We start from the raw sequence: 20,725 nt of genomic DNA, 5'->3' as shown, positions 1-20,725 counted from the left end.
CGACCCATGGGCCAGACCGTAGAGCTGATCAATATCGAAGACGAGATGCGGAGCGCGTATCTCGATTACGCGATGAGCGTCATCATCGGGCGCGCGCTTCCGGACATCCGCGACGGACTGAAACCGGTGCACCGGCGTTCCCTGTACGCCATGCACGACCAGGGCAACGTGTTCAACCGGCCCTACCGCAAGTCGGCGCGCATCGTCGGCGATGTCATCGGTAAATACCATCCCCACGGCGAGATGGCGGTGTACGACACCATCGTGCGCATGGCGCAGCCGTTCGCCCTGCGTTACCCGCTGGTGGACGGACAGGGCAACTTCGGGTCGGTGGACGGAGACTCCGCGGCCGCGATGCGCTACACGGAAATCCGCATGCGCGAGATCACGCAGGAGCTGCTCAACGATCTCGAAAAAGACACCGTTCAGTTCATTGCCAACTACGACGAATCGACGACGGAACCCACGGTGCTTCCGGCGGCGTTTCCGCATCTTCTGGTCAACGGCTCGTCGGGCATTGCCGTCGGCATGGCGACCAACATTCCGCCGCACAACCTGACGGAAATCGTCAATGCGGCCATCCACCTCATCGAAAACCCGGGGTGCAGTATCGACGACCTCATCAAAATCGTGCCCGGGCCGGATTTCCCGACGGCGGGGCTGATTTACGGCACCGCCGGCATCCGCGCGGCTTACCATACCGGACGCGGGCAGATCAAGGTGCGCGGCCGGGTGGAGATCGAGGAAAGCCCGAAAGGCGACCGCGAATGGATCATCATCCGCGAGTTGCCGTTCCAGGTGAACAAGGCGCGCCTCGTGGAAAAGATCGCGCAACTGGTGCGCGACAAGAAACTCGAAGGCATCAGCGACCTGCGCGACGAATCCGACCGCGAGGGCATCCGTGTGGTGATTGAACTCAAAAAGGGCGCCAACAGCCAGGTCATCCTGAACACCCTGTACAAGAACACGCAGCTGCAGGAAACCTTCGGCATCAACCTGCTGGCGCTGGTGGGACGCGAACCGCGTCTCCTGGACCTCAAGGACGCGCTCGAGCAGTTCGTGCTGTTCCGCCGCGAGGTCATCACCCGCCGGACGGAATACGATCTCAAAAAAGCACGCGAGCGCGAACACATCCTGGAAGGCCTCAAGATCGCCCTCGACCACCTCGATGAAGTGGTGCAGTTGATCCGCCAGGCCGCCGATCCCGCCAGCGCGCGTGACGGGTTGATGACGCAGTTCGGTCTGTCGGAAGCGCAGGCCAAGGCCATCCTCGAGATGCGCCTGCAACGCCTCACCGGGCTCGAGCGGCAGAAGATCGTGGACGACCTGGAAGCAGTGCGCAAGGAAATCGCCGAATACGAAAACATCCTCGCCCACGAGGACGTGAAGCTCGAAATCATCAAGAAAGAACTGGTCCGCATCCGAGACAAGTACGGCGACGAGCGCCGCACCGAGATCGTGGTGACGGACGAGGCGGAGATCGACATCGAGGACCTCATCGCCGACGAGGACGTCGTGGTCACCTACTCCCGCGGCGGCTACATCAAGCGCCAGTTGATCGACAACTACCGCGCACAGAAACGCGGCGGCAAGGGCATCAAGGGCATGGCGGTCAACGAGGAAGACGTGGTGCACCAGGTGTTCGTGGCGTCGAACCTCGACTACCTGCTGGTGTTCACCAACCTTGGCCGCGTGCACTGGCTCAAGGTGTATCACATTCCGGAAGCGAGCCGCATCGCCAAGGGGAAGTCCATCGCCAACCTCATACAGTTGCAACCGGACGAGAAAATTGCCAGCATCCTCACCGTGGACACGTTCGAAGCCGACAAGTTCATCACCTGCGTCACCGAGAGCGGCATCGTGAAGAAGACGTCGATGCAAGCCTACAGCCGGCCCCGCCAGGGCGGCATCATCGGCCTCACGCTGGACGAGGGCGACCGCGTCATCACCGCGCTCATCAGCGACGGCAAACAGCACATCCTGATGGCCACCCGCTCCGGCATGGCCATCCGCTTTGACGAGCAGGACGTGCGCCCCATCGGCCGCACCGGACGCGGCGTGACGGGCATCCGTTTCAAGGACGGCGACCGGGTGGTGGGCGCGGAAATCGTGGAACCGGGCAAACACCTGCTGGCGGTGGCGGAAAACGGGCTGGGCAAGCGCACGCCCATCGACGACTACCCCGTGCAGGGCCGCGGCGGCCGCGGCGTCATCACCCTCCGCTGCAACGAAAAAACCGGCCACCTCGTCGGCGTCGAGCAGGTGCAGGACGACGACGAACTGCTGGTGGTCACCTCGCGCGGCAACATCGTCCGCATGGAAGTCAGTGAAATTTCCGTCATGGGCCGCAACACGCAGGGCGTGCGCCTGGTCCGCATGGAAGAAGGCACGCAGATCGTCGGATTTGAAAAACTCGAAGACTGATCCCTGCCCGGTCACCAAACCCCATTAAGGCGGATCGTGTTGGATTCTCGAATCGCATTCCAGTTCCAGTTTCTGATTTGGATTGTGGCGCTCGTGTTCATCGGCGCCTGCCAGCCGGACTCCGAACCGCGCCGGTTACTGGAAAAGGCGCACGACCGGTGGATCGACGGCCACAGCCACAGCGCCGTCGAACTGTTCCGCGCCGTCATCGAAATCTCGCCGAAAGGCCCCATCGCGCAGGAAGCCCTGTTCCGCCTGGGTGAAATCCATTACTTCGACCTCGACGACTACGAAAAGGCCCTCGGTTTTTTTCAGGACGTGGCAAAACGCAACCCCAAGGGACCCTTCGCCTACGATTCGCGCAAGTACATCGCCGAAATCGTGGAGCTCAACATCAAGGACCTCGACCAGGCGATCATCGAGTACCAGAACCTGATCAACCTCAACGAGCGTCCGGATGAAAACGCCGAGCACCAGTTCCGTATTGCGTCGATCTTTTTTAAAAAACACAACTACGACCAGGCGTTGATGGAACTCGAGATCCTGCTCGAGAATTACCCGAAATCCGACTGGGCGGAACGTGCGTATTTCCGTATGATGGAAATCCTGTTCTCTCTCAAGAAATGTGAAGAAGCGCGCGCCCGTTACACCGCGTTTCAAAATGCGTATCCACGCAGCGATTTCGAAGGCGACATGGAATTCATCATGGCCTCTTGCCTGGAGGAAGAGGGTCAACTGGACCAGGCGTACGAACGGTTTCAGGGACTGGATGGCAATTACCGTTACCCGGCGCTCATCAAAATGAAACTGGAAGGGCTGGAACAGCGCATCAAAAAGGGTGGCCGCTCGAAGCGGAAAATCCACCGAAGCCGCAGAAAAGATTAGGAACACTCATGCTCGATATCAAACTCATCCGCGAAGACACCGCAGGCCTGCGCGCCCGGCTGGCCCAGCGCGGAAACGCGTATGCCGACGGACTCGACCGCCTCGCCGGGCTCGATGCCGAACGGCGCGACGCGCAACGCGAGGCCGATTCGCTCAAGAACAAAAAGAAAACCCTGTCGAACGAGGTGGGCCAGCTCAAGAAAAAAGGCGAGGACGCCACCGTGCTCATGGACGAGGTGAAACAGATCAACGTGCGCATCAAGGAACTCGACGATGCGGCGGAAGACCTGGAACGGCAGGTGAGGGACACGCTGCTGGCCATCCCCAACGCGCCCAGCGACACCACCCCGGAGGGCAGGGACGAGACACAGAATGAATTCGTGCGCGAGTGGGGCACGAAGCCGCAGTTCGATTTCAAACCGAAAACCCACCTGGAGGTGGGCGAGGCGCTGGGCCTGCTCGATGTCAAACGCGCCGCCAAAATTTCCGGCGCGCGTTTCGCCGTGTTCCGCGGTCAGGGCGCGCAGCTCCTGCGTGCGCTCATCAACTTCATGCTCGACGTGCAGACCCGCGAGAACGGCTACACGGAGTTATACCCGCCGGTGCTGGTCAACGAGGAAAGCCTGGAAGGCACCGGGCAGCTGCCCAAGTTCAAGGAAGACCTGTTCCGGCTGGAAGACGATTATTACCTGATCCCGACCGCCGAGGTGCCGGTCACCAACTACCACCGCGACGAGATCCTGAAAGAGGACGACCTGCCGGTCAAGTACACCGCCTACACCCTGTGTTTCCGGCGTGAGGCGGGATCGTACGGCAAGGACACGCACGGTATCATCCGCCAGCACCAGTTCGACAAGGTGGAGCTGGTGCAGTTCGCGCACCCGGACCGCTCTTGGGACGAGCTGGAAAAACTGCTCTCGCACGCGGAATCGATCCTGCAAAAACTCGGCCTGCACTACCGCGTGATGAACCTGTGCACCGGCGACCTCGGCTTCTCCGCGGCGAAGACGTACGATCTGGAAGTGTGGTTGCCAACCCAGGACACGTTCCGCGAAATTTCGTCGTGCAGTAATTTCACCGACTACCAGGCCCGGCGGGCGAAGATCCGTTTCAAAAGCAGGGATGACGGCAACCAGCTGGTGCACACGCTGAACGGCTCCGGCGTGGCGGCGGGACGCCTGTTCGTCGCCGTCCTCGAAAACTACCAGCAGGCCGACGGCACCGTGGTCGTGCCGGAGGCGCTCCGTCCCTACATGCACGGTCTGGAAGTGATTGGCAAACCCGGCTGAATCTGGTACGGTTTCGCAGTTTGCGGAGCCGGGCGCGGGCCGGACGGGCCCCAAAGCCATGACTTCTTGCAGTTTGGGCCGGACTTGGGTACATTGAGGTCACCGAGGGCGATACCGAATGAATGGAGGGATGGCCGAGTGGTTTAAGGCGGCGGTCTTGAAAACCGTTGACCGAAAGGTCCGTGGGTTCGAATCCTACTCCCTCCGCCAGATACAGCGGGCGGGCGGCCCGTTTTAAAAAAGAAAGAAGGGGAACCCCGGCTGGAGCGGTGCCGGGACGTCTCGAAAAAGAAAACGAATACAAGGAGAGGTGGCCGAGCTGGCTGAAGGCGCACGCCTGCTAAGTGTGTGTAGGGCTTAAACCTTACCGAGGGTTCGAATCCCTCCCTCTCCGCCAGTCATTCCAAAAAAGAGGGTTGAGCCCATCGACAGGCTTCAACCCTCTTCTGGTTTTTAGAACAGGAGTTGTGACTCATGAAAGCCTACCTGGTGCATGAATACGGCGAGTCCGCGAAGTTTGTCGAGGGCGAAGCCGCCAAACCCGCCGTCCAGCCCGGCCATGTGCTGATCGAAACCCGGGCCACCAGCCTCAACCCGGTCGACCACAAAATCCTGACCGCCGACCTGGGTATCAATCCGGACCTGCCCGCCATCCTGCACATGGATGTCGCGGGCGTCGTCGCCGAAGTCGGTGCCGGGGTCAGCGATTTTCAAGTGGGCGACGAAGTGTACGGGTGCGCCGGAGGGCTGAAGGGTCAGGCCGGAAACCTGAACGGGGCACTCGCCGATTTCATGCTGGCGGACGCCAACCTGATCGCCAAAAAACCCACCACCCTGGGCTTTGCGGAATCCGCCGCCCTGCCCCTGGTCAGCATCACCGCGTGGGAAGGCCTGTTCGACCGGGCCAAAATCGCGCAGGACGACACCCTGCTGGTGCACGCGGGAGTGGGCGGGGTCGGGCACATCGCCATTCAACTGGCCAAAACACGCGGACTGCGCGTGGCCACCACCGTCTCCACCCAGGACAAGGCCGACCTCGCCAAAAGCCTCGGCGCGGACGATATCATTTTCTACCGCGATGAAAGCGTGGCGGATTACGTGAAGCGCCTGACCGGCGGCAAGGGGTTCGATGTGATCTACGACACGGTCGGGGGAGCCACCCTCGACAAATCTTTGGAGGCCGCCGCGCCGTGGGGCCGCGTGGTGTCGATCATCGGCCAGAACACGCACGACCTGACGAACATGCATATCAAGGGATTGTCCCTGCACCTGGTCTTCATGCTGTTGCCGATGATCACGGGCGAGAAGCGCGCCGATCACGGTCATATCCTGAGCGTCGTGGCCCGGCTGGCCGATTCGGGAAAACTGAAACCGCTCATCCACGAGAAACGGTTTCGCTATGCCGAGGCGAACGAAGCGCACGCCCTGTTCGCCAGCAACAAGCACACCGGGAAAATCGTGCTGGAGAATTCATGAGTAGCGCCTCTAGTCAGAACTAGACACCAAATCCATAAAGTAGTTTTAAGCAATTTTTTATAGGAATATAAATGGATAAATAGTATTTGGGATTTAATGGGAGGGGCCAATGTTTTGGGAATCGGTGTTTGGAGGACTAAAAATTTTAACTTATTGGGAAACTTACGTAGCTGGTTTGGAATACTTATTAATTATTTTTCTCCCATTGTTGTTAGTTACGCTAATCATGGAAAAAAATGAAGGCGTTGGAGGTGCAATTGGCTGCCTCACGATGATTTTTTTACCGATTTTGCAGGTCTTTGCAGTTGCTGTGTTTATTTTAACTTTGGCGCCAATTATTTTTGGATTTAGCGATGATGTTATTTGGAGCTTCCCCTGGAAAGTAATTAATCTTGCCACTTGGCCTTTTATTAAATTCATTGGGATTTTAATTATTGTGTCAATTGTTTTTGCAATGATCCCGTTGATTGGCAGAATACAATCCCTTCATACGCTCGTTATAGGAGGCGTTGCATTAATATATGTTTTGGGTTTGTACCAAAATATTTATCCTAGCTTAGTCAATGGCCCACTTGTTTTCTTCCCAGGAATTTGGTTTCTCATTGGCCTTCTTGTGCTAGGTGTTATTTTAGGGTGGGTTGGGATAATGGTTGTGGCCGCTCTGGTAATGGTTGTTATGAAGGGTGAAGAAAACGGAATGGAAATCGTCATGTTCCCAATAGGTGCAATTTTTGGTTTCATTCCTGTTTTTATTTATGGGGCATGGTTGGGAGCCCAAGTAAAAGGCCTTTTAAATTAAGATGCGAAGAAAGCTTCTTTTTATTCAACCACTTGAGATTTGTGGACGGGGGCTTGCCGTTTCTGGTAAAGTGGCTCTACCAAATCGTTTTATTGAATAAGAAATTCCGTTGCCACCGGGTTCCAGCCGGGGCGGGAAGGTTATTTGTGAAAACTTCAATGAAATCATTGTTTCGGACCGCGGTCCTTGCTATGGTAATCGCTTTTCTCGGCGCGGCCTGCTCCATGGGCGACTCCGACGGCAAGGACACCGCAGGCGCGGTGGACGTCGCGGCGCTCAACGAAAAACCGCAGGACGTGGAAGGCTCGTTCTCGCGTGAGGCCCCGCCTCTGACCGACCAGCAGATGGCCGAGGGCTCCGCCACCGAAGTGGAGGGACACCCGGACCTCGAGCAGGCGGAAAAGGTGAACCGCAAGCTGGTGGTGCCGAAAACAGTTGAAGGAAAATGGAAAGCGGTTAAAATACTGGTCCGCGACAAGACCGACGACGAGAAAAGTGAAACGAAAACGGTGACCCTCGGGGACAGTTTCCCCTTGGGCACGAGCGGCATCACGGTCACGACGGGCGCGTTTCTGCCCAACTTCGTGCTGACCGGATCCGAGATCACGTCGAAGGGCAACGAGTTGCAGAACCCGGCGGTCCGGCTGGTCATCACCGACAGCGGCAACCTGATTTTCGACGGATGGGCGTTTGCCATGTACCCGGCGATGTACGCGTTCGAGCATCCGCGCTACAGTTTGCAGTTGATGGATTTCATTCCGGAATCCGTAGGTTGACCGCGCCAGGCATGGCGGCGGAAGCCAATTAACACGACATTCGAATTTTAAAAGATCATGCGCCCATAGCTCAGCTGGATAGAGCGACGGTTTGCGGAACCGTAGGTCGGAGGTTCGAGTCCTCTTGGGCGTACTTATTTTTTCCTTGGGAGAGGTGGCCGAGTGGTCGAAGGCGGTTGACTCGAAATCAGCTGTACCCTCCGGGTACCGTGGGTTCGAATCCCACCCTCTCCGTTCCTATACAGGGAACGGGTAACGGGGTAATGCCCGGTGGGCGCATCGATGGTCCCCCAGCCCAATCTTAATGACAACCCGTTTCCTCTAAATTCCGAAACAAGGAGAGGTGGCCGAGCGGTTGAAGGCGCACGCTTGGAAAGCGTGTGTAGGTGACCCCTACCGAGGGTTCGAATCCCTCCCTCTCCGCTCTCCTCTACGAGAAGGGGAAGTTGGCGACTTCTCCGCAATCCCTGCGATGGCCGGTGGACGCAAGTCGATGGGTACCCCCCTTTACCATGGGGACTGAAAGCCCGGTGAGAGGTGAGAAACGACGGGATTTAAAAGCCTTTTTGAATTCAGGCCGTTGCTCCCGGGTTCTGCCGGATTAAGGTTGGAATCGGGTGCCGTTTTGGCATAAGATGGTCGAAAGAATTTGGCAGTTTTGTTGGGCCTCACGCAACGAGGTCTTGTAAACCCCGCCAGGTCCGGAAGGAAGCAACGGTAGCAAGTTTCCTTGGGTGCTGTGAGTTCCCCAACAATTCTGCCTTGAATTTTCCCCAGCGTCCGCTGGTCCCCTCCGCAGGTCGTCACGCATGGATTACCAGGTCTCGGCGCGCAAATGGCGTCCGCAGAAATTTTCGGAGCTGATCGGGCAGGAGCATATTGTCCGCACCCTGAAAAACGCCATCGAGCTGGACCGCATCGCGCACGCCTACCTGTTTTCCGGCACGCGCGGCGTCGGCAAAACCACCACCGCACGCCTGCTGGCGAAAGCGCTCAACTGCGAACAGGGTCCGACGCCCGAACCCTGCGACACCTGCACCCACTGCATCGAAATCCGCGAAGGCAACAGCCTCGACGTGCTGGAGATCGACGGCGCGTCGAACAACGGCGTCGCCGAAGTGCGCGACCTCATCGAGAACGTGCAGTACAGCACGTCGTCGTGCCGCTTCAAGGTGTACATCATCGACGAAGTGCACATGCTGAGCCGCAGCGCTTTCAACGCGCTTTTGAAAACGCTGGAGGAACCGCCGCCGCAGGTGGTGTTCCTGTTCGCGACGACGGAACTCATCAAGATTCCGGAAACCATCCTGTCCCGGTGCCAGTGTTTCGAGTTCAAGCCGCTCAACCATGCGCAGATCTGCGCCCAGCTCGAACTCATCTGCAAAAAAGACAACATCGCCATCGACCAGAAAAGCCTGGAAGAAATCGCCACCAACGGCGCCGGGAGCATGCGCGACGCACAGAGCCTGCTCGACCAGGTGATCGCCTTCGCCGGGCGCGAGGTGGACCACGCGTCGGTGGAGTCGGTGTTGGGCATCGTCGGCCAGGGCATCCTCGAACAGTTCATGGACCGCGTCATCGCAGGCGATGCCGCGGCGCTGCTGGGTCTGGTGCAGGAAGTCGCCGACCGCGGCAAGGACCTGAGCCTGTTCTGCCGCGACCTCATCGAATACGTGCGCAACCTGATGTTCGTCAAGGTTTCGGCCAAACCCGAAACGCTGGTCAGCACCCGCACCTGCGACATCGAAACGCTGAAGAAACAGGCGGGCCCCCTGGAGACGGACCAACTGCAGCAAATGTTCACCGTGCTGTCGCGTGCGGAGATGGACATGAAACGCGGTTCCCTGCCGCGCCTGATTTTCGAGATGGCGGTGTTGCGTCTCACCGACGTCCGTCCGTACCAGGAGATCGACCAGTTGATCCAGAAGATCAACGCCGCAGGTGGCGCCGCACCCGTTCCGTCCTCGGCCGGAGCCGCGGTGGTGACGCCGCAGGCTGCGCCTGTTTCGACCCAACCGGCCTCCGTTTCCGTGCCGGTGCCGGCCAGTGAACCTGCGCCCTCCGCCCCGCCCGTGGCCATGGCACCCAGCGCCCCGGCAGGATCGCAGTGGGAGCAGATTCGCGCATTGGCCAGCGAGAAGAAACGGTCGCTCGGCACCTTCCTCGACAACTGCACGGTGGTGGCACTGGGCGAAGACGGTTTGCACCTCAGTTTCCCCGATCCGTACACCCGCGACCTGGTGGGCAAAGAGGAAAACCTGGAAGTGATCCGCGACGCGGCGCAGGCGGTGTGCGGGCGCGCGGGCATCCCGATCCAGCTCGACATCGCCAACGGCAACGACGGCAACGGTGCGGACGAAAGCGACGCACCTGCAGCATCGGTCGCGGCAGCGGCACCCAGCGCGGCACCCAGCGCGGCACCCGAGGGCACGGCTCAAAAAAAAACGGCAAAACGTTACGATAAAAAAGGCAGTCCGTCGGAAGAGGAAATCCTGAAAGACGCCCTCGACATTTTCGGCGGCATCGTCATTCGTTAAACGCAAAAGGAACTCATCATGTTCGGTAAATTCGGCGACCTCATGAAAAACGCGCAGGCCATCCAGGAAAAGATGGCCGAGATGCAGAGCGAGCTCGCAGGCAAGACCGTCGAGGCCTCCGCCGGCGGCGGCATGGTGAAGATCACCGCCAACGGCCTCAACGAAATCCTGTCGGTGCACATCGACGAAGAATTGATCAACATGCAGGACCGCGCCATCCTGGAAGACCTCGTCACCGGCGCCATCAACGAAGTCCACCGCAAGGTGCAGGCCCTGTCACAGGAAGAGATGGGCAAGATCACCGGCGGCCTGAACATCCCCGGCCTGTTTCCGCCCCCGCAAGCATGAAGCGTCCCGCACCCGTCACGGAACTCATCGAAGAGCTCAAGCGCCTGCCCGGCATCGGGCAGAAGACCGCCGAACGCCTGTCGTTCTACCTCATGCGCGGGCCGAAAGAGCAGGCGGAGAAACTGTCGCGCGCCGTCGTCAACATAAAAGAGAAGATCGTGCTGTGCAAAAACTGCCACGGCATCAGCGACAAGGAACTGTGCGACATCTGCTCCGACACCCGCCGCGACCACGGCGTCATCTGCGTCGTCGAGGAACCGTACGACGTGTACGTGATGGAGAACGTCGGCGACTTCAAAGGCGAGTACCACGTGCTGATGGGCGTAATCTCGCCGCTCGACGGCATCGGCCCGGCGGACCTCACCATCGGCGAGTTGAAGGCCAAGACCGAGACGCGCGAGATCAAGGAAATCATCCTCGCCACCAACCCGGACATGGAAGGTGAGAGCACCGCCGTGTTCATCGCGCGCATGATGAAGGGATACAACGTGCGCGTCACCCGCATCGCGCGCGGCCTGCCGGTGGGCGGCGACATCGAATACGCCGACCCCGTGACCCTGTCGAAATCGCTGGAAGGGCGCACCGAGATGAAGTTTTCCGACTAGCGGGCGTGGTCCACAGCGAATGGGCGAATGCGGGGTGCCGCGAACGAGAGTCCGCGAGCGCAATGCTAGATCGATCCCGCCGCCTCCGGGTGCAACCCGGTTCCCCCTTGTGAGGGGGGCCAGGGGGGTTTTCCCTGTCAGTTGTCATTCTGGGCGTCAGCGAAGAATCCATGGGTTGAATTGCACCCACCGATCATCGTTCGACCTGCACGCAAAGCGGTCCAAACCTTTGTCAAAGGGCCTCCGTGGCCTTTTCCCCGACCATCGTTCGCCCAATATGCATGGCCGATTATCTGATTTTGAATGGGAAGGTCTGCTTCCCCCGCAGGGGGTGGTTTTGACTTGACCGGTCGGGTATAATTGCGTAAATTATGGGGTTTTCAGAAGCACCCGATCCCGAAACTACCATTCCGGAGTGGCGCAATGGTAGCGCAAGCGGCTGTTAACCGCTGTGTTACAGGTTCGAGTCCTGTCTCCGGAGCCAGATACAGAAAAGCCGTCCCCGCACCCCATCGCGGCGGACGGCTTTTTGCTTTTCGGCGTTCCCCCTGTCAATCAAGCTTTCAATTCCCGTTTGGCTTCCGCGAAGCGGATGAGGTGGTACACCTGCGTGTTGTGGGGGACCGGGACGCCGTGCTTCTCGCCCAGCTTCATCACCGCGCCGTTCAGCGCATCGATCTCGGTGCGCTTGCCGGCGCGCAGGTCCTGCAGCATGGAAGGGATGTGACGGTAGGTTGCGGGCAGTTGCTTTTTGTAAAAGGTGTCGAGGTAGCCGTCCGCCGACTCCCAGTGCGTGCGGTACCCCGCCGCCAGCATGACGGCGAACACCTCGCGCGCGAGGGCGTCCATCAGCCGCCGCGTGTCTGGCGATTCGCCGAGCAGTCCGTACGGCACGTCGAACAGCGTGCTCAATCCGTTCAGCATGCAGTTGTACAACATCTTCGCCCACAGGTCGCGTCCCACCGTCTTCGTCACCGCCGACGGCAGACCGCCGCCGTCAATTGCCACACTCAACGGTTTCAAATCGCTCACTTCGTCCTGGAACAACGACCCCACATGGACGGTATCGGCGTGCACGGTGACATCGACGTGATGCGGTTCCGGACGGGTGAAGCCGGTGATGACGCGCGCGCTCTTCACTCGCTTGTTCGGAAAGTGTTGCGCGAAGACCTCCGCATTGCCCCAGCCGTTCTGGCACAGCACAAACGGAGTGCGGGCATCTTTTATGAACGGAACCGATGCCAGGTCTTTTGCCGCCGATGCGGTGTCGAACGACTTGGTGCAGACGAGGATGAAGTCGTAAGCGGTGTTCTCGAGTTCGGCTACCGACTGCACCGCGCCGAACGCGGCCGGCGGCGCGTGGACCTCGCCGAACAGTCCCGTGCGAGTGAGGCCATGCTGGCGCAGCGCCTCCACCGTTTGCGCGCGGCCGACCACATCGACCCGATGCCCCGTCTTCACCAGGCAGGACGCGATCCCGAGTCCCACCGCCCCGGCTCCGTAAATCAAAATTTTCATGTCCGCATTGTATCACCCCACTGCGTGGGGAGGAAAATGGGTACTGCCTGATGGTTTCTGCGATGATCGCCGGGCCCGTTTCGAAGTTTTTCTTGATTGCCGCGGGCCCCGCCCGCCCATTGCATGGGAGGCGGATGGGTCCTTCTTCGGTTCCTTTGCGCCGGGGCGTTGTCCGAAAAAAGCGCACGCTCAATTCAGGTTGGATAAGCGAAGCCGGTGATTTAAAATTTGTCCACCAATTGATAACCCCATAGCAAGGTTCCATTCAAGCGCCATGTCCGATCCCGCCTCCAACGGCCAGACCGATTACGTCGTCGACAAAGCCGAAAGCCGGTGGAGCGACCTGTGGAAGACCGAGGACTGCTGGGCCATCTGGCTCGGACTGTTCCTGCTGTTCGTCGGGCTTGTCGTGTACCTGCCGAATCCTCCCGCCGGACTCGACTCCAAAATCGCGGAAGCCAGCGCCGTTCTGGAAAAGGAGTCGAAGCGCGCGCCGTTCCGCACGCTCGCCTGGTTTGAAGCGGATGACGCGAAATCGGCGTTGAAAGCCACCGGCGAACCGTACGCCAAAACCATCAAGCAGTGGACCGGCAAACCGCACAAGTGGTCGGGCAATCCTCTGGATGCGTTTTTTCTCTCCGAAGAACGTGCAAAGGCCAAAGCCGCTCTGGGGAAGAAAAAGTACGAAGCATTGAAAGCCGAATCGGAAACGTTGAAGGCCGCCGCGCAGCGGGCCGAACAGCGCGCCGGGTCGGCGGGTTTCAACGACGCGGCGCTCAACGCTCAGGCGAAAGACGCGATTCAAAAATACCGCGATCACCTGCGCAACGTGGCCGCCGCCAAAAAGAAAACCAAAGCGAAGGCGTACAACCAGATTCCATACCTCCTCGCTACCGGACTCGCCATCGCGCTTCTGTTTGCGCTCGGCATGCAGGTGATGAACGGCAACGGCCTGGCATTTCTGAAAGGCTTCGCTTTCATTTTCATGCTGGCGGTGCTGGCGTTTTTCTTTGCGGCGCAGGCGGACATCAAGTCGCTCGGCATCGGTTACGCGGCGTGGGCGATCCTGCTGGGCCTGCTCATCAGCAACACACTCGGGACGCCGGAGTGGGTGAAGCCCGCGGTGCAGGTGGAGTATTTCATCAAAACCGGACTGGTCCTGCTCGGTGCGGAGATTCTGTTCAGCAAGGTGTTGACCATCGGCCTGCCGGGCCTGTTCGTCGCGTGGGTGGTGACGCCGGTTGTCTTGATCACCACCTACTGGTTCGGTCAGCGCGTGTTGAAGATCGAATCGAAGACCCTCAACATGACGATCAGCGCGGACATGTCGGTGTGCGGCGTTTCGGCGGCCATCGCCACCGCCGCCGCGTGCCGCGCGAAGAAGGAAGAGCTGACCCTCGCCGTTGGCCTGTCGCTGGTGTTCACTTCAGTCATGATGGTGGTGATGCCGAACCTCATCCTCGCGCTCGGAATGGACCACGTGCTGGGCGGAGCGTGGATGGGCGGCACGATCGACGCCACCGGCGCCGTGGCCGCGGCCGGGGCGTTCCTGAGCGACCGTGCGTTGTACGTCGCCGCCACGGTGAAGATGATCCAGAACATCCTCATCGGCGTCATCGCCTTCTGCGTCGCGCTGTACTGGGTGACGAAGGTGGAACGCGATCCCGCGCGGCCGCGTCCCGGCCTCATTGAAATCTGGCATCGTTTTCCCAAGTTCGTCATCGGCTTCGTGTTTGCCTCGATCCTGGTGTCGTCGATTTACAGCGGACTCGGACCCGGCGTGGGGGAGGCGATGATCACCGACGGCGTCATCAAGGGCTGGACGAAGATCGGCCGCGGCTGGTTTTTCTGTCTCGCGTTTGTCAGCATCGGGCTCGCCACCGACTTCCGCGAGCTCGGACATTACTTTCACAAAGGCAAACCGCTCATCCTGTACCTGTGCGGGCAGACGTTGAACCTGATCCTGACTTTGGCCATGGCGTACCTGATGTTCTTCGTTGTCTTTCCGGAGATCACGGCGCAGATATGAAAACGGAAATCAACCAAACCCTTCCGGGCAGCGTCCGCAATTTTCTATTGGGGGTGGGGTTGCTGTTGGTATTCGCATTCGGCTTGCTGCCGTGGGTGGCGGATCACCTGCCCTGGGCGGAGAATGTGGCGGCCTCGGTGAAAGCCAACGGACTCAACGCCTCCGGCCTGTTCTACACCGATGTGGATTATTGAAACTGCGTGAAAGTGGAATCCGCTAGCAGATGCGCGGCAGCTGGTCGCCGCTCAGCATGTCGAGCAGGCGCGTGGTGCCGAAGGCACTGTGCAGGGTGACGCGTCCGCGCGCTTCCTCCTTTTCCACGGTGCCGATGCGTAGGGCGTGGCGTCCGGTTTCGTGCCGGCGCATGATCCGAACTGCCGGTTCCGCCTGCTCTTCCGGAACGAACGCCACGCACCGTCCCTCGTTGGCGACGTAAAGCGGATCGAATCCCAAAAGCTCGCACGCGCCGCGCACCGCGTCGGTCACAGCGATCTGGGTTTCCTCCAGCGCGAAAGACAAAGAAGAAGCCCTTGCGATTTCCACCAGCGCCGTGGCCAGTCCGCCGCGCGTCAGGTCGCGCAGGCAATGCACGTCGATGCCGCCTTCGATCAGGTCGCGCACCATGCCATGCAAGGGCGCGCAATCGCTTTCGATCGCCGACTCGAACCGCAGGCCTTCCCGCACCTGCACGAGTGCCATGCCGTGGCGTCCGACATCGCCGTTAAGAAGAATCGCGTCGCCCGCCTGAACGCGGCCGGGAGCAACAGGTTGCGGTGCGATCACCCGCCCCACCCCGGCGGTGTTGATGAACATCCCGTCGCCCTTGCCGCGCTCGACCACCTTGGTGTCGCCGGTGACGATGCGCACCCCGGCTCTCTCCGCGGCGCGCTGCATCGACTGCACCACCTGCCACAGCGTTTCCATCGAAAGTCCTTCTTCGAGGATGAAGCCCGCGCTCAGGGAATCCGGCACCGCACCGCACATGGCCAGGTCGTTCACCGTTCCCCACACCGCGAGCCGGCCGATATCGCCACCGGGAAAGAACAGCGGATGCACGACGTAGGAATCGGTGGTGAACGCGAGTTCGCCCTCGTTCACCGGAAACACCGCGCCGTCGTGCTGCGTCGCCTGCGTGCCGAAAGCGGCGGCGAATATCGTGTCGATGAGCTGGTGCATCAGGCGTCCGCCGCCTCCATGCGCCAGCAGGACCTGCGGAGTGTCGTTCAACGGAACGGGGCATTGCAGTCCATCGGCAAAAGTACGGTGTTCCGGTTTGTCCACGGTGCGCTCCTTATGAAGGGCGGTAACGGTAATAGGCCGCGCAGGCGCCTTCGGTGCTGACCATGGTCGCGCCCAGCGGTTTTTCCGGTGTGCAGCGCGTGCCGAACGCCGGGCAGTCCGAGGGCTTGTCCAGTCCCAGAAGAATGCGCCCGCTGATGCACTCCGTGTTTTCTTCCACGCGAGGTGAAGCGATGCCGAAACGCCGTTCCGCATCAAACGCTTCATATTCCGGGGTCAGGCCCAGGCCGCTGGCCGGGATTTCGCCGATGCCCCGCCAGGCGCGCGGCACCACGCGAAACACTTTCTGGATCAGCTCCTGCGCGGGACGGTTGCCGGCGCGCGTCACCGAACGCGTGTACTGGTTTTCCACCTCGGCGCGGCCGCTTTCCAGTTGGCGCACGCACAGGTACAGACCGTGCAGGATGTCCACCGGCTCGAACCCCGTCACCACCAGCGGCACCCGGTAGCGTTCGGCGATCGGTTCGTATTCGGTGAAACCCATCACCGTGCACACGTGGCCCGCCAGCAGAAACCCGTCGATGCGGTGTTGTTCCGATTGCAGGATCGATTCCACCGCCGGCGGCACCAGCACCTGCGAGACCAGCATGGAAAAATTTGTGAGCCCGCGTCGCTTTGCCTGGTGCACCGCCATGGCGTTGGCGGGAGCGGTGGTTTCGAATCCCACAGCGAAAAAAACCACCTGCCGTGCGGGCTGTTCTTCCGCCAGCTGGACCGCATCCATCGGCGAGTACACCATGCGCACATCGCCGCCTGCCGCTTTCACCGACAGCAGGTCGCGGCCGGTTCCCGGCACCCGCATCATGTCGCCGAACGAGCAGAGTGTCACCCCCGGTTGCTGAGCGATGTCGATGGCGCGGTCGATCAACTCCACAGGCGTCACGCACACCGGACAGCCGGGTCCGTGCACGAGCGTGATGGGTTCGGGCAGCAGCTGGTCGATGCCGTGCTTGACGATGCTGTGCGTCTGCCCGCCGCAGACTTCCATGATGCGCCACGGTCGGGTGACGGTTTTGTGTAAAGCGTCGGCGAGGCGCCGCGCGGCTTCCGGATCGCGGAATTCGTCGAGGAATTTCATAATGGGGTCACTCCTCCTCCGGCGGCGGGGAATCGAGCCGGCCCATTTCTTCCAGGTACTTCAGGGCGCGGTGCGCCTCGGCTTCATCGACGCGGCTGATGGCGAACCCGGCATGCACGATCACGTAATCGCCCACCTCCGCCTCCGGCACGTAGGACAGCCAGGCTTCTTTCACGATGCCGCCGAAGTCGATGCGGCCTTTGCGCGTCAACGGATCGCCTTCTTCGATGCTTTCGATTTTTCCCGGTATGGCCAGGCACATAGTAAAAACCAACTTCCCTCTTTCGTTCCCTCTGCTCCGGGACGATGTTCGCGTGGCAATTTTAAAAACCCACAGATGCTTGGCTGGCGCTCAGAATGGCAAATCAGGCCCCAGCGTGTCATTCCGAAGAACCGCAGGCGACGAAGAATCCATGTTTTCTTTCACATTATCGTTTTCGGCGCTTCTTTTTGCAGGGCGGCGAGGATTTGCCCCACCGCCACGCCGCCGTCGTTGGGCGGGATGCGCTGGTGCCAGGACGGCTGGAATCCCGCTTCGCGAAGCGCCGTCACCGTCATCTCCGTCAGCACCCGGTTCTGAAAACAGCCGCCGCTCAGCACCACGCGCGGCTCCCCAACCAGTTGCGCCATGCCCACCACGATGTCCGCCAGCGTATGATGAAACGTGGTGGCGATTTCATTCACCGCGCGGTGCCGGGCGAGGTCGCTTAAAATCTCCTCGATCATCGGTTGCCAGTCCACCACGTAAGTGTACCGGTGCACGGCTTCCGCCGGAGACTTCCCCGACCCCACTTCCAGGATTTTGAATGTGTAGCGTTCGTCGGACCACGGAATGCCGATGGAGGATGGACCTCCCGAGTTGCGGGGCGAGCCGACGATTTCCTCTTCGCTGATCCACGGTTCGCGGGCGGGGGACCTGACCGGGCCCGCTTTGCTTTCCGCCGGTGACAGAAAAATTCCCGTGGCGAATTCAAGCCGCATGGCCCCCTGTCCTTCGTAACGGTTGTGCAGGCCGAGTCCCAGCAGGGCCGACACCGCATCGAACAGGCGTCCGGCGCTGGAAGTGCGGGGCGCGTTCATTTGTTTTTCCAGCATGCCGCAAAGCACGTCGCGTTCGGGAGGACTCCATCGCAATGAATTCATGAGGTCGTTGCGTTCGAACACCTCCACTCCCAGCATTTCATAAAGCAGACCCAGCGCCGCGCGGCGCGGCTCGCGCACCGCCTGTTCCCCGCCGGGAAGCATGAAGGAACGGAAATGCCCTTCGCGTGAGAACCCTTCTTCCGAAACCAGCAGAAACTCGCCGCCCCACACCGTGCGGTCGAGTCCGTACCCCGTGCCGTCCCAGCTGACACCGAGCGCCGGAGGCGGTACCTCGTTGTCCACCATGCACGCCAGCACGTGCGCGAAATGATGTTGCACTGCATCGCGCGGCAGGTCCCGGTCTTCCGCATAGCGCGTCGATGCGTAGTCGGGATGAAAGTCGTGCACCACCAGTTCCGGCTGGATCCCGTAAAACCGCGTCAGCGTATCGATCGTTTTTTTGAAAGTGGTCACCGAATGCGGCGATACGAGGTCACCGATGTGCTGGCTGAGCGCAATCTCTCCGTTTTTGTACAGGGCGACGGTGTTTTTCATGTGCGGTCCCACGGCCAGCACCTGCAGGTCCACACTGCCGAACCCCCAGTGCCGCGTGATGGGAAACGTGGAGGGTGCGAAGCCGCGCCCCCGGCGCAGTACCATCTCCCGGCCCAGCACCACCCGCACAATGGAATCATCCACATGGTTGACGATGTCGCGGTCGTGAACAAGAAAGCCATCGGCCATCTTGTTCAACCGTTGCAGAGCCTCGTCGTTTTGCGTGCACAGGGTTTCCTCAGAAAGGTTGCCGCTGGTGGCGATGACCGGGCGACCGAGTTCGCGTGCGATCAAATGATGCAGGGCGGTCATTGGAAGCAGGACGCCGAGGTACGGGTTGTCCGGTGCGATGTTGTCGGGAAGCGAGTTGTTTTTGCGGTGGAGCAGAACGATGGGTGTTTCCGGTGACAATAGCGCCCGCCGTTCCATCGGGGACACGTCGCATACTTGCTGGACCGATTCCAGATCCGGGAACAGGACGGCCAGCGGCTTTTCTTCGCGCTGCTTGCTTTTTCTAAGTTGGCCGATGGCCTCCTCGCTGCTGGCGTCGGCCATCAGGTGGAATCCACCGAGACCCTTGACTGCAACGATGCATCCGTCACGCAAGGCCTCCACCGCGCGCATCAAAGCGTCGTCCCCAGCGGCCAGTTCGGTTCCGGCGGGGTCGAGGTAAGAGAGCCGTGGGCCGCACTGGGGGCAGGCGTTCGGCTGGGCGTGGAAGCGGCGGTTCTGCGGGTCCTCGTATTCGGCGAGGCAGGCCTCGCACATTTCAAATACACGCATGGATGTATTGGGCCGGTCGTAGGGAAGGGCGGTCATGATGCTGAACCGCGGGCCGCATCGCGTGCAGTTGGTGAAGGGATACCGGTGACGCCGGTTTTGCGGATCGAACACTTCCTCCAGGCAGTCGCCGCAGGTGGCGATATCCGGAAGCACCCAGAACGACTTTGCAGTTCCGTCGGAGCTTTCGCGGATTTCAAAAATTTCATAACCCTCCGGGTCGAGATACGTGTGTTCCAGACCCTGGATGTGAGCGAGCGGGGGTTTTTCCTCATCGATGCGATAAAGGAAGGCGTCGAGATTGGACAACGGGCCTTCCGCATCGATCACCACCCCCTGTCCCGTGTTGGCGACCCAGCCCGTGAGGTTGAGGTCCGTGGCCAGGTTGTAGATGAACGGACGGAAGCCCACGCCCTGCACCTTGCCGCGCAGGGTGATGCGGATGCGCGTTGTGATGTCACCGGTTTCCATGTCCCGACGAATCCTCCGAGAGATCTTCCAGTTCCACGCTTTCGATCCAGATCTCCTGCGCCTGCGGGTCGGTGGTGTCGGTGCCGACCTCGATGTTCACCCGCGCGCCTTCGGCCACGGTCCCGACCGCGGCATCCTGGAAATGTTCCATGAAGTGTTCCGGCGAGATGTGCGCCAGAGCCCCGAGCTTCACGTTCAACCCCACCACCCGCGCGTTCTGGTGGTTCAGGGAAACCGACAGGATTTTGCGCATCAGGTCGTTCATCAGCGATTGTTCATGCATGCCGGGTTTCCTTCATGAGAGTGTGAACCTGGTCGAGCACTTGGGCGGCGAGTTCATCCAGCGAAGCTTCCACTTCCGGGGACATCCCCTGCCCCGGCGAGAACGCTTTGCCCTCGATGCCGAACACGACCACGCGCGGTGGCAGTTTGCCAAGCGCGCGCGCCATCTCCACTGCGTCGTGCACGCTGAAATTGTGGGTCGAACAACGCAGGAAGCGGGCGTTCATGCTTTCGGCGCTCACGTCCCAGCGGTGCACCGTGCCGGGGGTCGCGCCCGATTCCACCGCGTCGATCAGGACGGCGGCGTCGGGTGATTCCAGCGCCTCCATCACCGCCGCGCCCTCGCCCTCCACTTCCCGCACCGTAACGGCAGGCGAGGAAATTTGTTTCGCCAGCCGCTGTGCCGCGTGGCGGCCAGCCGCATCGTCACCGCGCCACAGGTTGCCGATGCCGAGAACGAGAATAGGGGGCGAATCTGTCATGGAGAGTCC

18 protein-coding genes, 6 tRNA genes and 1 other RNA gene are annotated in these 20,725 nt (G+C 60.4%); 18 read left to right on the top strand and 7 right to left on the bottom strand.

What is annotated here, in order from left to right:
- Window positions 1-6 precede the first annotated feature (6 nt).
- The 16 genes from gyrA (at window position 7) to ACTRXA_RS09230 (ending at window position 11,623) form a co-directional block, all read left to right on the top strand.
- Window positions 7-2,424 (top strand): DNA gyrase subunit A, encoded by a 2,418-nt coding sequence (gyrA, locus tag ACTRXA_RS09305; RefSeq protein ID WP_442426921.1) that lies wholly within the window; start codon window positions 7-9, stop codon window positions 2,422-2,424.
- Window positions 2,425-2,460: 36 nt separating this feature from the next.
- Window positions 2,461-3,309 (top strand): outer membrane protein assembly factor BamD, encoded by an 849-nt coding sequence (locus tag ACTRXA_RS09300; RefSeq protein ID WP_442426920.1) that lies wholly within the window; start codon window positions 2,461-2,463, stop codon window positions 3,307-3,309.
- 8 nt (window positions 3,310-3,317) lie between these two features.
- Complete coding sequence (serS, locus tag ACTRXA_RS09295) at window positions 3,318-4,598, top strand: serine--tRNA ligase (RefSeq protein WP_442426919.1); 1,281 nt, start codon at window positions 3,318-3,320, stop codon at window positions 4,596-4,598.
- Between the two features lie 124 nt (window positions 4,599-4,722).
- Window positions 4,723-4,808, top strand: a tRNA-Ser gene (locus ACTRXA_RS09290).
- 94 nt (window positions 4,809-4,902) lie between these two features.
- Window positions 4,903-4,995, top strand: a tRNA-Ser gene (locus ACTRXA_RS09285).
- A gap of 77 nt (window positions 4,996-5,072) precedes the next feature.
- Window positions 5,073-6,074, top strand: a complete 1,002-nt coding sequence (locus tag ACTRXA_RS09280; RefSeq protein ID WP_442426918.1) for a zinc-dependent alcohol dehydrogenase family protein — start codon at window positions 5,073-5,075, stop codon at window positions 6,072-6,074.
- Window positions 6,075-6,183: 109 nt separating this feature from the next.
- Window positions 6,184-6,873, top strand: a complete 690-nt coding sequence (locus tag ACTRXA_RS09275) for a hypothetical protein (protein ID WP_442426917.1) — start codon at window positions 6,184-6,186, stop codon at window positions 6,871-6,873.
- A gap of 191 nt (window positions 6,874-7,064) precedes the next feature.
- Complete coding sequence (locus ACTRXA_RS09270; protein ID WP_442426916.1) at window positions 7,065-7,649, top strand: DUF2155 domain-containing protein; 585 nt, start codon at window positions 7,065-7,067, stop codon at window positions 7,647-7,649.
- Between the two features lie 59 nt (window positions 7,650-7,708).
- Window positions 7,709-7,782 (top strand) — tRNA-Arg (locus tag ACTRXA_RS09265).
- 15 nt (window positions 7,783-7,797) lie between these two features.
- Window positions 7,798-7,883 (top strand) — tRNA-Ser (locus ACTRXA_RS09260).
- A gap of 103 nt (window positions 7,884-7,986) precedes the next feature.
- Window positions 7,987-8,072 (top strand) — tRNA-Ser (locus ACTRXA_RS09255).
- Between the two features lie 236 nt (window positions 8,073-8,308).
- Window positions 8,309-8,406, top strand: an RNA gene (gene ffs, locus ACTRXA_RS09250) — signal recognition particle sRNA small type.
- A gap of 52 nt (window positions 8,407-8,458) precedes the next feature.
- Entirely contained in the window at window positions 8,459-10,186 is a 1,728-nt protein-coding gene (dnaX, locus tag ACTRXA_RS09245; RefSeq protein ID WP_442426915.1) for a DNA polymerase III subunit gamma/tau, read from the top strand.
- A gap of 18 nt (window positions 10,187-10,204) precedes the next feature.
- The gene (locus tag ACTRXA_RS09240) at window positions 10,205-10,534 is read left to right on the top strand and encodes a YbaB/EbfC family nucleoid-associated protein (RefSeq protein WP_442426914.1); all 330 of its coding nucleotides are present in this window, start codon (window positions 10,205-10,207) and stop codon (window positions 10,532-10,534) included.
- On the top strand, window positions 10,531-11,139 hold the full coding sequence (gene recR, locus ACTRXA_RS09235) for a recombination mediator RecR (RefSeq protein WP_442426913.1): 609 nt from the start codon (window positions 10,531-10,533) through the stop codon (window positions 11,137-11,139). The genes ACTRXA_RS09240 and recR overlap by 4 nt, the downstream gene beginning before the upstream one ends.
- A 409-nt stretch (window positions 11,140-11,548) precedes the next feature.
- Window positions 11,549-11,623 (top strand) — tRNA-Asn (locus ACTRXA_RS09230).
- Window positions 11,624-11,694: 71 nt separating this feature from the next.
- Here the strand turns inward: ACTRXA_RS09230 and ACTRXA_RS09225 are convergent.
- A complete protein-coding gene (locus ACTRXA_RS09225; protein ID WP_442426912.1) occupies window positions 11,695-12,657 on the bottom strand; it encodes a ketopantoate reductase family protein in 963 nt (320 codons plus the stop codon).
- Window positions 12,658-12,931: 274 nt separating this feature from the next.
- Here ACTRXA_RS09225 and ACTRXA_RS09220 point away from each other — a divergent pair, with 274 nt between their 5' ends.
- Together ACTRXA_RS09220 and ACTRXA_RS09215 are read left to right on the top strand one after the other, a co-directional pair.
- Window positions 12,932-14,686 carry a YeiH family protein gene (locus ACTRXA_RS09220; protein ID WP_442426911.1) on the top strand — a complete coding sequence of 585 codons (1,755 nt, stop codon included), beginning with the start codon at window positions 12,932-12,934 and terminating at the stop codon, window positions 14,684-14,686.
- Window positions 14,683-14,880 carry a hypothetical protein gene (locus ACTRXA_RS09215; protein ID WP_442426910.1) on the top strand — a complete coding sequence of 66 codons (198 nt, stop codon included), beginning with the start codon at window positions 14,683-14,685 and terminating at the stop codon, window positions 14,878-14,880. Before ACTRXA_RS09220 ends, ACTRXA_RS09215 begins: the two co-directional genes overlap by 4 nt.
- A gap of 22 nt (window positions 14,881-14,902) precedes the next feature.
- Here ACTRXA_RS09215 and hypE read toward each other — a convergent pair whose 3' ends face one another.
- The 6 genes from hypE to ACTRXA_RS09185 form a co-directional block, all read right to left on the bottom strand.
- Window positions 14,903-15,967, bottom strand: a complete 1,065-nt coding sequence (hypE, locus tag ACTRXA_RS09210; protein WP_442426909.1) for a hydrogenase expression/formation protein HypE — start codon at window positions 15,965-15,967, stop codon at window positions 14,903-14,905.
- A 10-nt stretch (window positions 15,968-15,977) separates the two neighbouring features.
- Window positions 15,978-17,063 carry a hydrogenase formation protein HypD gene (gene hypD / locus ACTRXA_RS09205; protein ID WP_442426908.1) on the bottom strand — a complete coding sequence of 362 codons (1,086 nt, stop codon included), beginning with the start codon at window positions 17,061-17,063 and terminating at the stop codon, window positions 15,978-15,980.
- Window positions 17,064-17,070: 7 nt separating this feature from the next.
- Window positions 17,071-17,325, bottom strand: coding sequence for a HypC/HybG/HupF family hydrogenase formation chaperone (locus tag ACTRXA_RS09200; RefSeq protein WP_442426907.1), 255 nt, complete (start codon window positions 17,323-17,325; stop codon window positions 17,071-17,073).
- A gap of 161 nt (window positions 17,326-17,486) precedes the next feature.
- Window positions 17,487-19,952, bottom strand: a complete 2,466-nt coding sequence (gene hypF, locus ACTRXA_RS09195) for a carbamoyltransferase HypF (protein ID WP_442426906.1) — start codon at window positions 19,950-19,952, stop codon at window positions 17,487-17,489.
- On the bottom strand, window positions 19,939-20,235 hold the full coding sequence (locus ACTRXA_RS09190) for a hydrogenase/urease maturation nickel metallochaperone HypA (protein ID WP_442426905.1): 297 nt from the start codon (window positions 20,233-20,235) through the stop codon (window positions 19,939-19,941). The genes hypF and ACTRXA_RS09190 overlap by 14 nt, the downstream gene beginning before the upstream one ends.
- Complete coding sequence (locus ACTRXA_RS09185; protein WP_442426904.1) at window positions 20,228-20,716, bottom strand: hydrogenase maturation protease; 489 nt, start codon at window positions 20,714-20,716, stop codon at window positions 20,228-20,230. Before ACTRXA_RS09185 ends, ACTRXA_RS09190 begins: the two co-directional genes overlap by 8 nt.
- Window positions 20,717-20,725 lie beyond the last annotated feature (9 nt).

It is taken from the genome of Nitrospina sp. P1_D6, from assembly GCF_052156615.1.
In the GTDB taxonomy this organism is placed as follows: Bacteria; Nitrospinota; Nitrospinia; order Nitrospinales; family Nitrospinaceae; genus Nitrospina.
Note: the sequence above shows the minus strand (reverse complement) of the source record. Positions and strands in the feature narration are given on the sequence as shown.

Coding starts and splice junctions, on each gene's coding strand:
- gyrA (WP_442426921.1), top strand. CDS start 7: ATGGGCCAGACCGTAGAGCTGATCAATATCGAAGACGAGATGCGGAGC.
- serS (WP_442426919.1), top strand. CDS start 3,318: ATGCTCGATATCAAACTCATCCGCGAAGACACCGCAGGCCTGCGCGCC.
- ACTRXA_RS09280 (WP_442426918.1), top strand. CDS start 5,073: ATGAAAGCCTACCTGGTGCATGAATACGGCGAGTCCGCGAAGTTTGTC.
- ACTRXA_RS09275 (WP_442426917.1), top strand. CDS start 6,184: ATGTTTTGGGAATCGGTGTTTGGAGGACTAAAAATTTTAACTTATTGG.
- ACTRXA_RS09270 (WP_442426916.1), top strand. CDS start 7,065: ATGGTAATCGCTTTTCTCGGCGCGGCCTGCTCCATGGGCGACTCCGAC.
- dnaX (WP_442426915.1), top strand. CDS start 8,459: ATGGATTACCAGGTCTCGGCGCGCAAATGGCGTCCGCAGAAATTTTCG.
- ACTRXA_RS09240 (WP_442426914.1), top strand. CDS start 10,205: ATGTTCGGTAAATTCGGCGACCTCATGAAAAACGCGCAGGCCATCCAG.
- recR (WP_442426913.1), top strand. CDS start 10,531: ATGAAGCGTCCCGCACCCGTCACGGAACTCATCGAAGAGCTCAAGCGC.
- ACTRXA_RS09225 (WP_442426912.1), bottom strand. CDS start 12,657: ATGAAAATTTTGATTTACGGAGCCGGGGCGGTGGGACTCGGGATCGCG.
- ACTRXA_RS09220 (WP_442426911.1), top strand. CDS start 12,932: ATGTCCGATCCCGCCTCCAACGGCCAGACCGATTACGTCGTCGACAAA.
- ACTRXA_RS09215 (WP_442426910.1), top strand. CDS start 14,683: ATGAAAACGGAAATCAACCAAACCCTTCCGGGCAGCGTCCGCAATTTT.
- hypD (WP_442426908.1), bottom strand. CDS start 17,063: ATGAAATTCCTCGACGAATTCCGCGATCCGGAAGCCGCGCGGCGCCTC.
- ACTRXA_RS09200 (WP_442426907.1), bottom strand. CDS start 17,325: ATGTGCCTGGCCATACCGGGAAAAATCGAAAGCATCGAAGAAGGCGAT.
- hypF (WP_442426906.1), bottom strand. CDS start 19,952: ATGGAAACCGGTGACATCACAACGCGCATCCGCATCACCCTGCGCGGC.
- ACTRXA_RS09190 (WP_442426905.1), bottom strand. CDS start 20,235: ATGCATGAACAATCGCTGATGAACGACCTGATGCGCAAAATCCTGTCG.
- ACTRXA_RS09185 (WP_442426904.1), bottom strand. CDS start 20,716: ATGACAGATTCGCCCCCTATTCTCGTTCTCGGCATCGGCAACCTGTGG.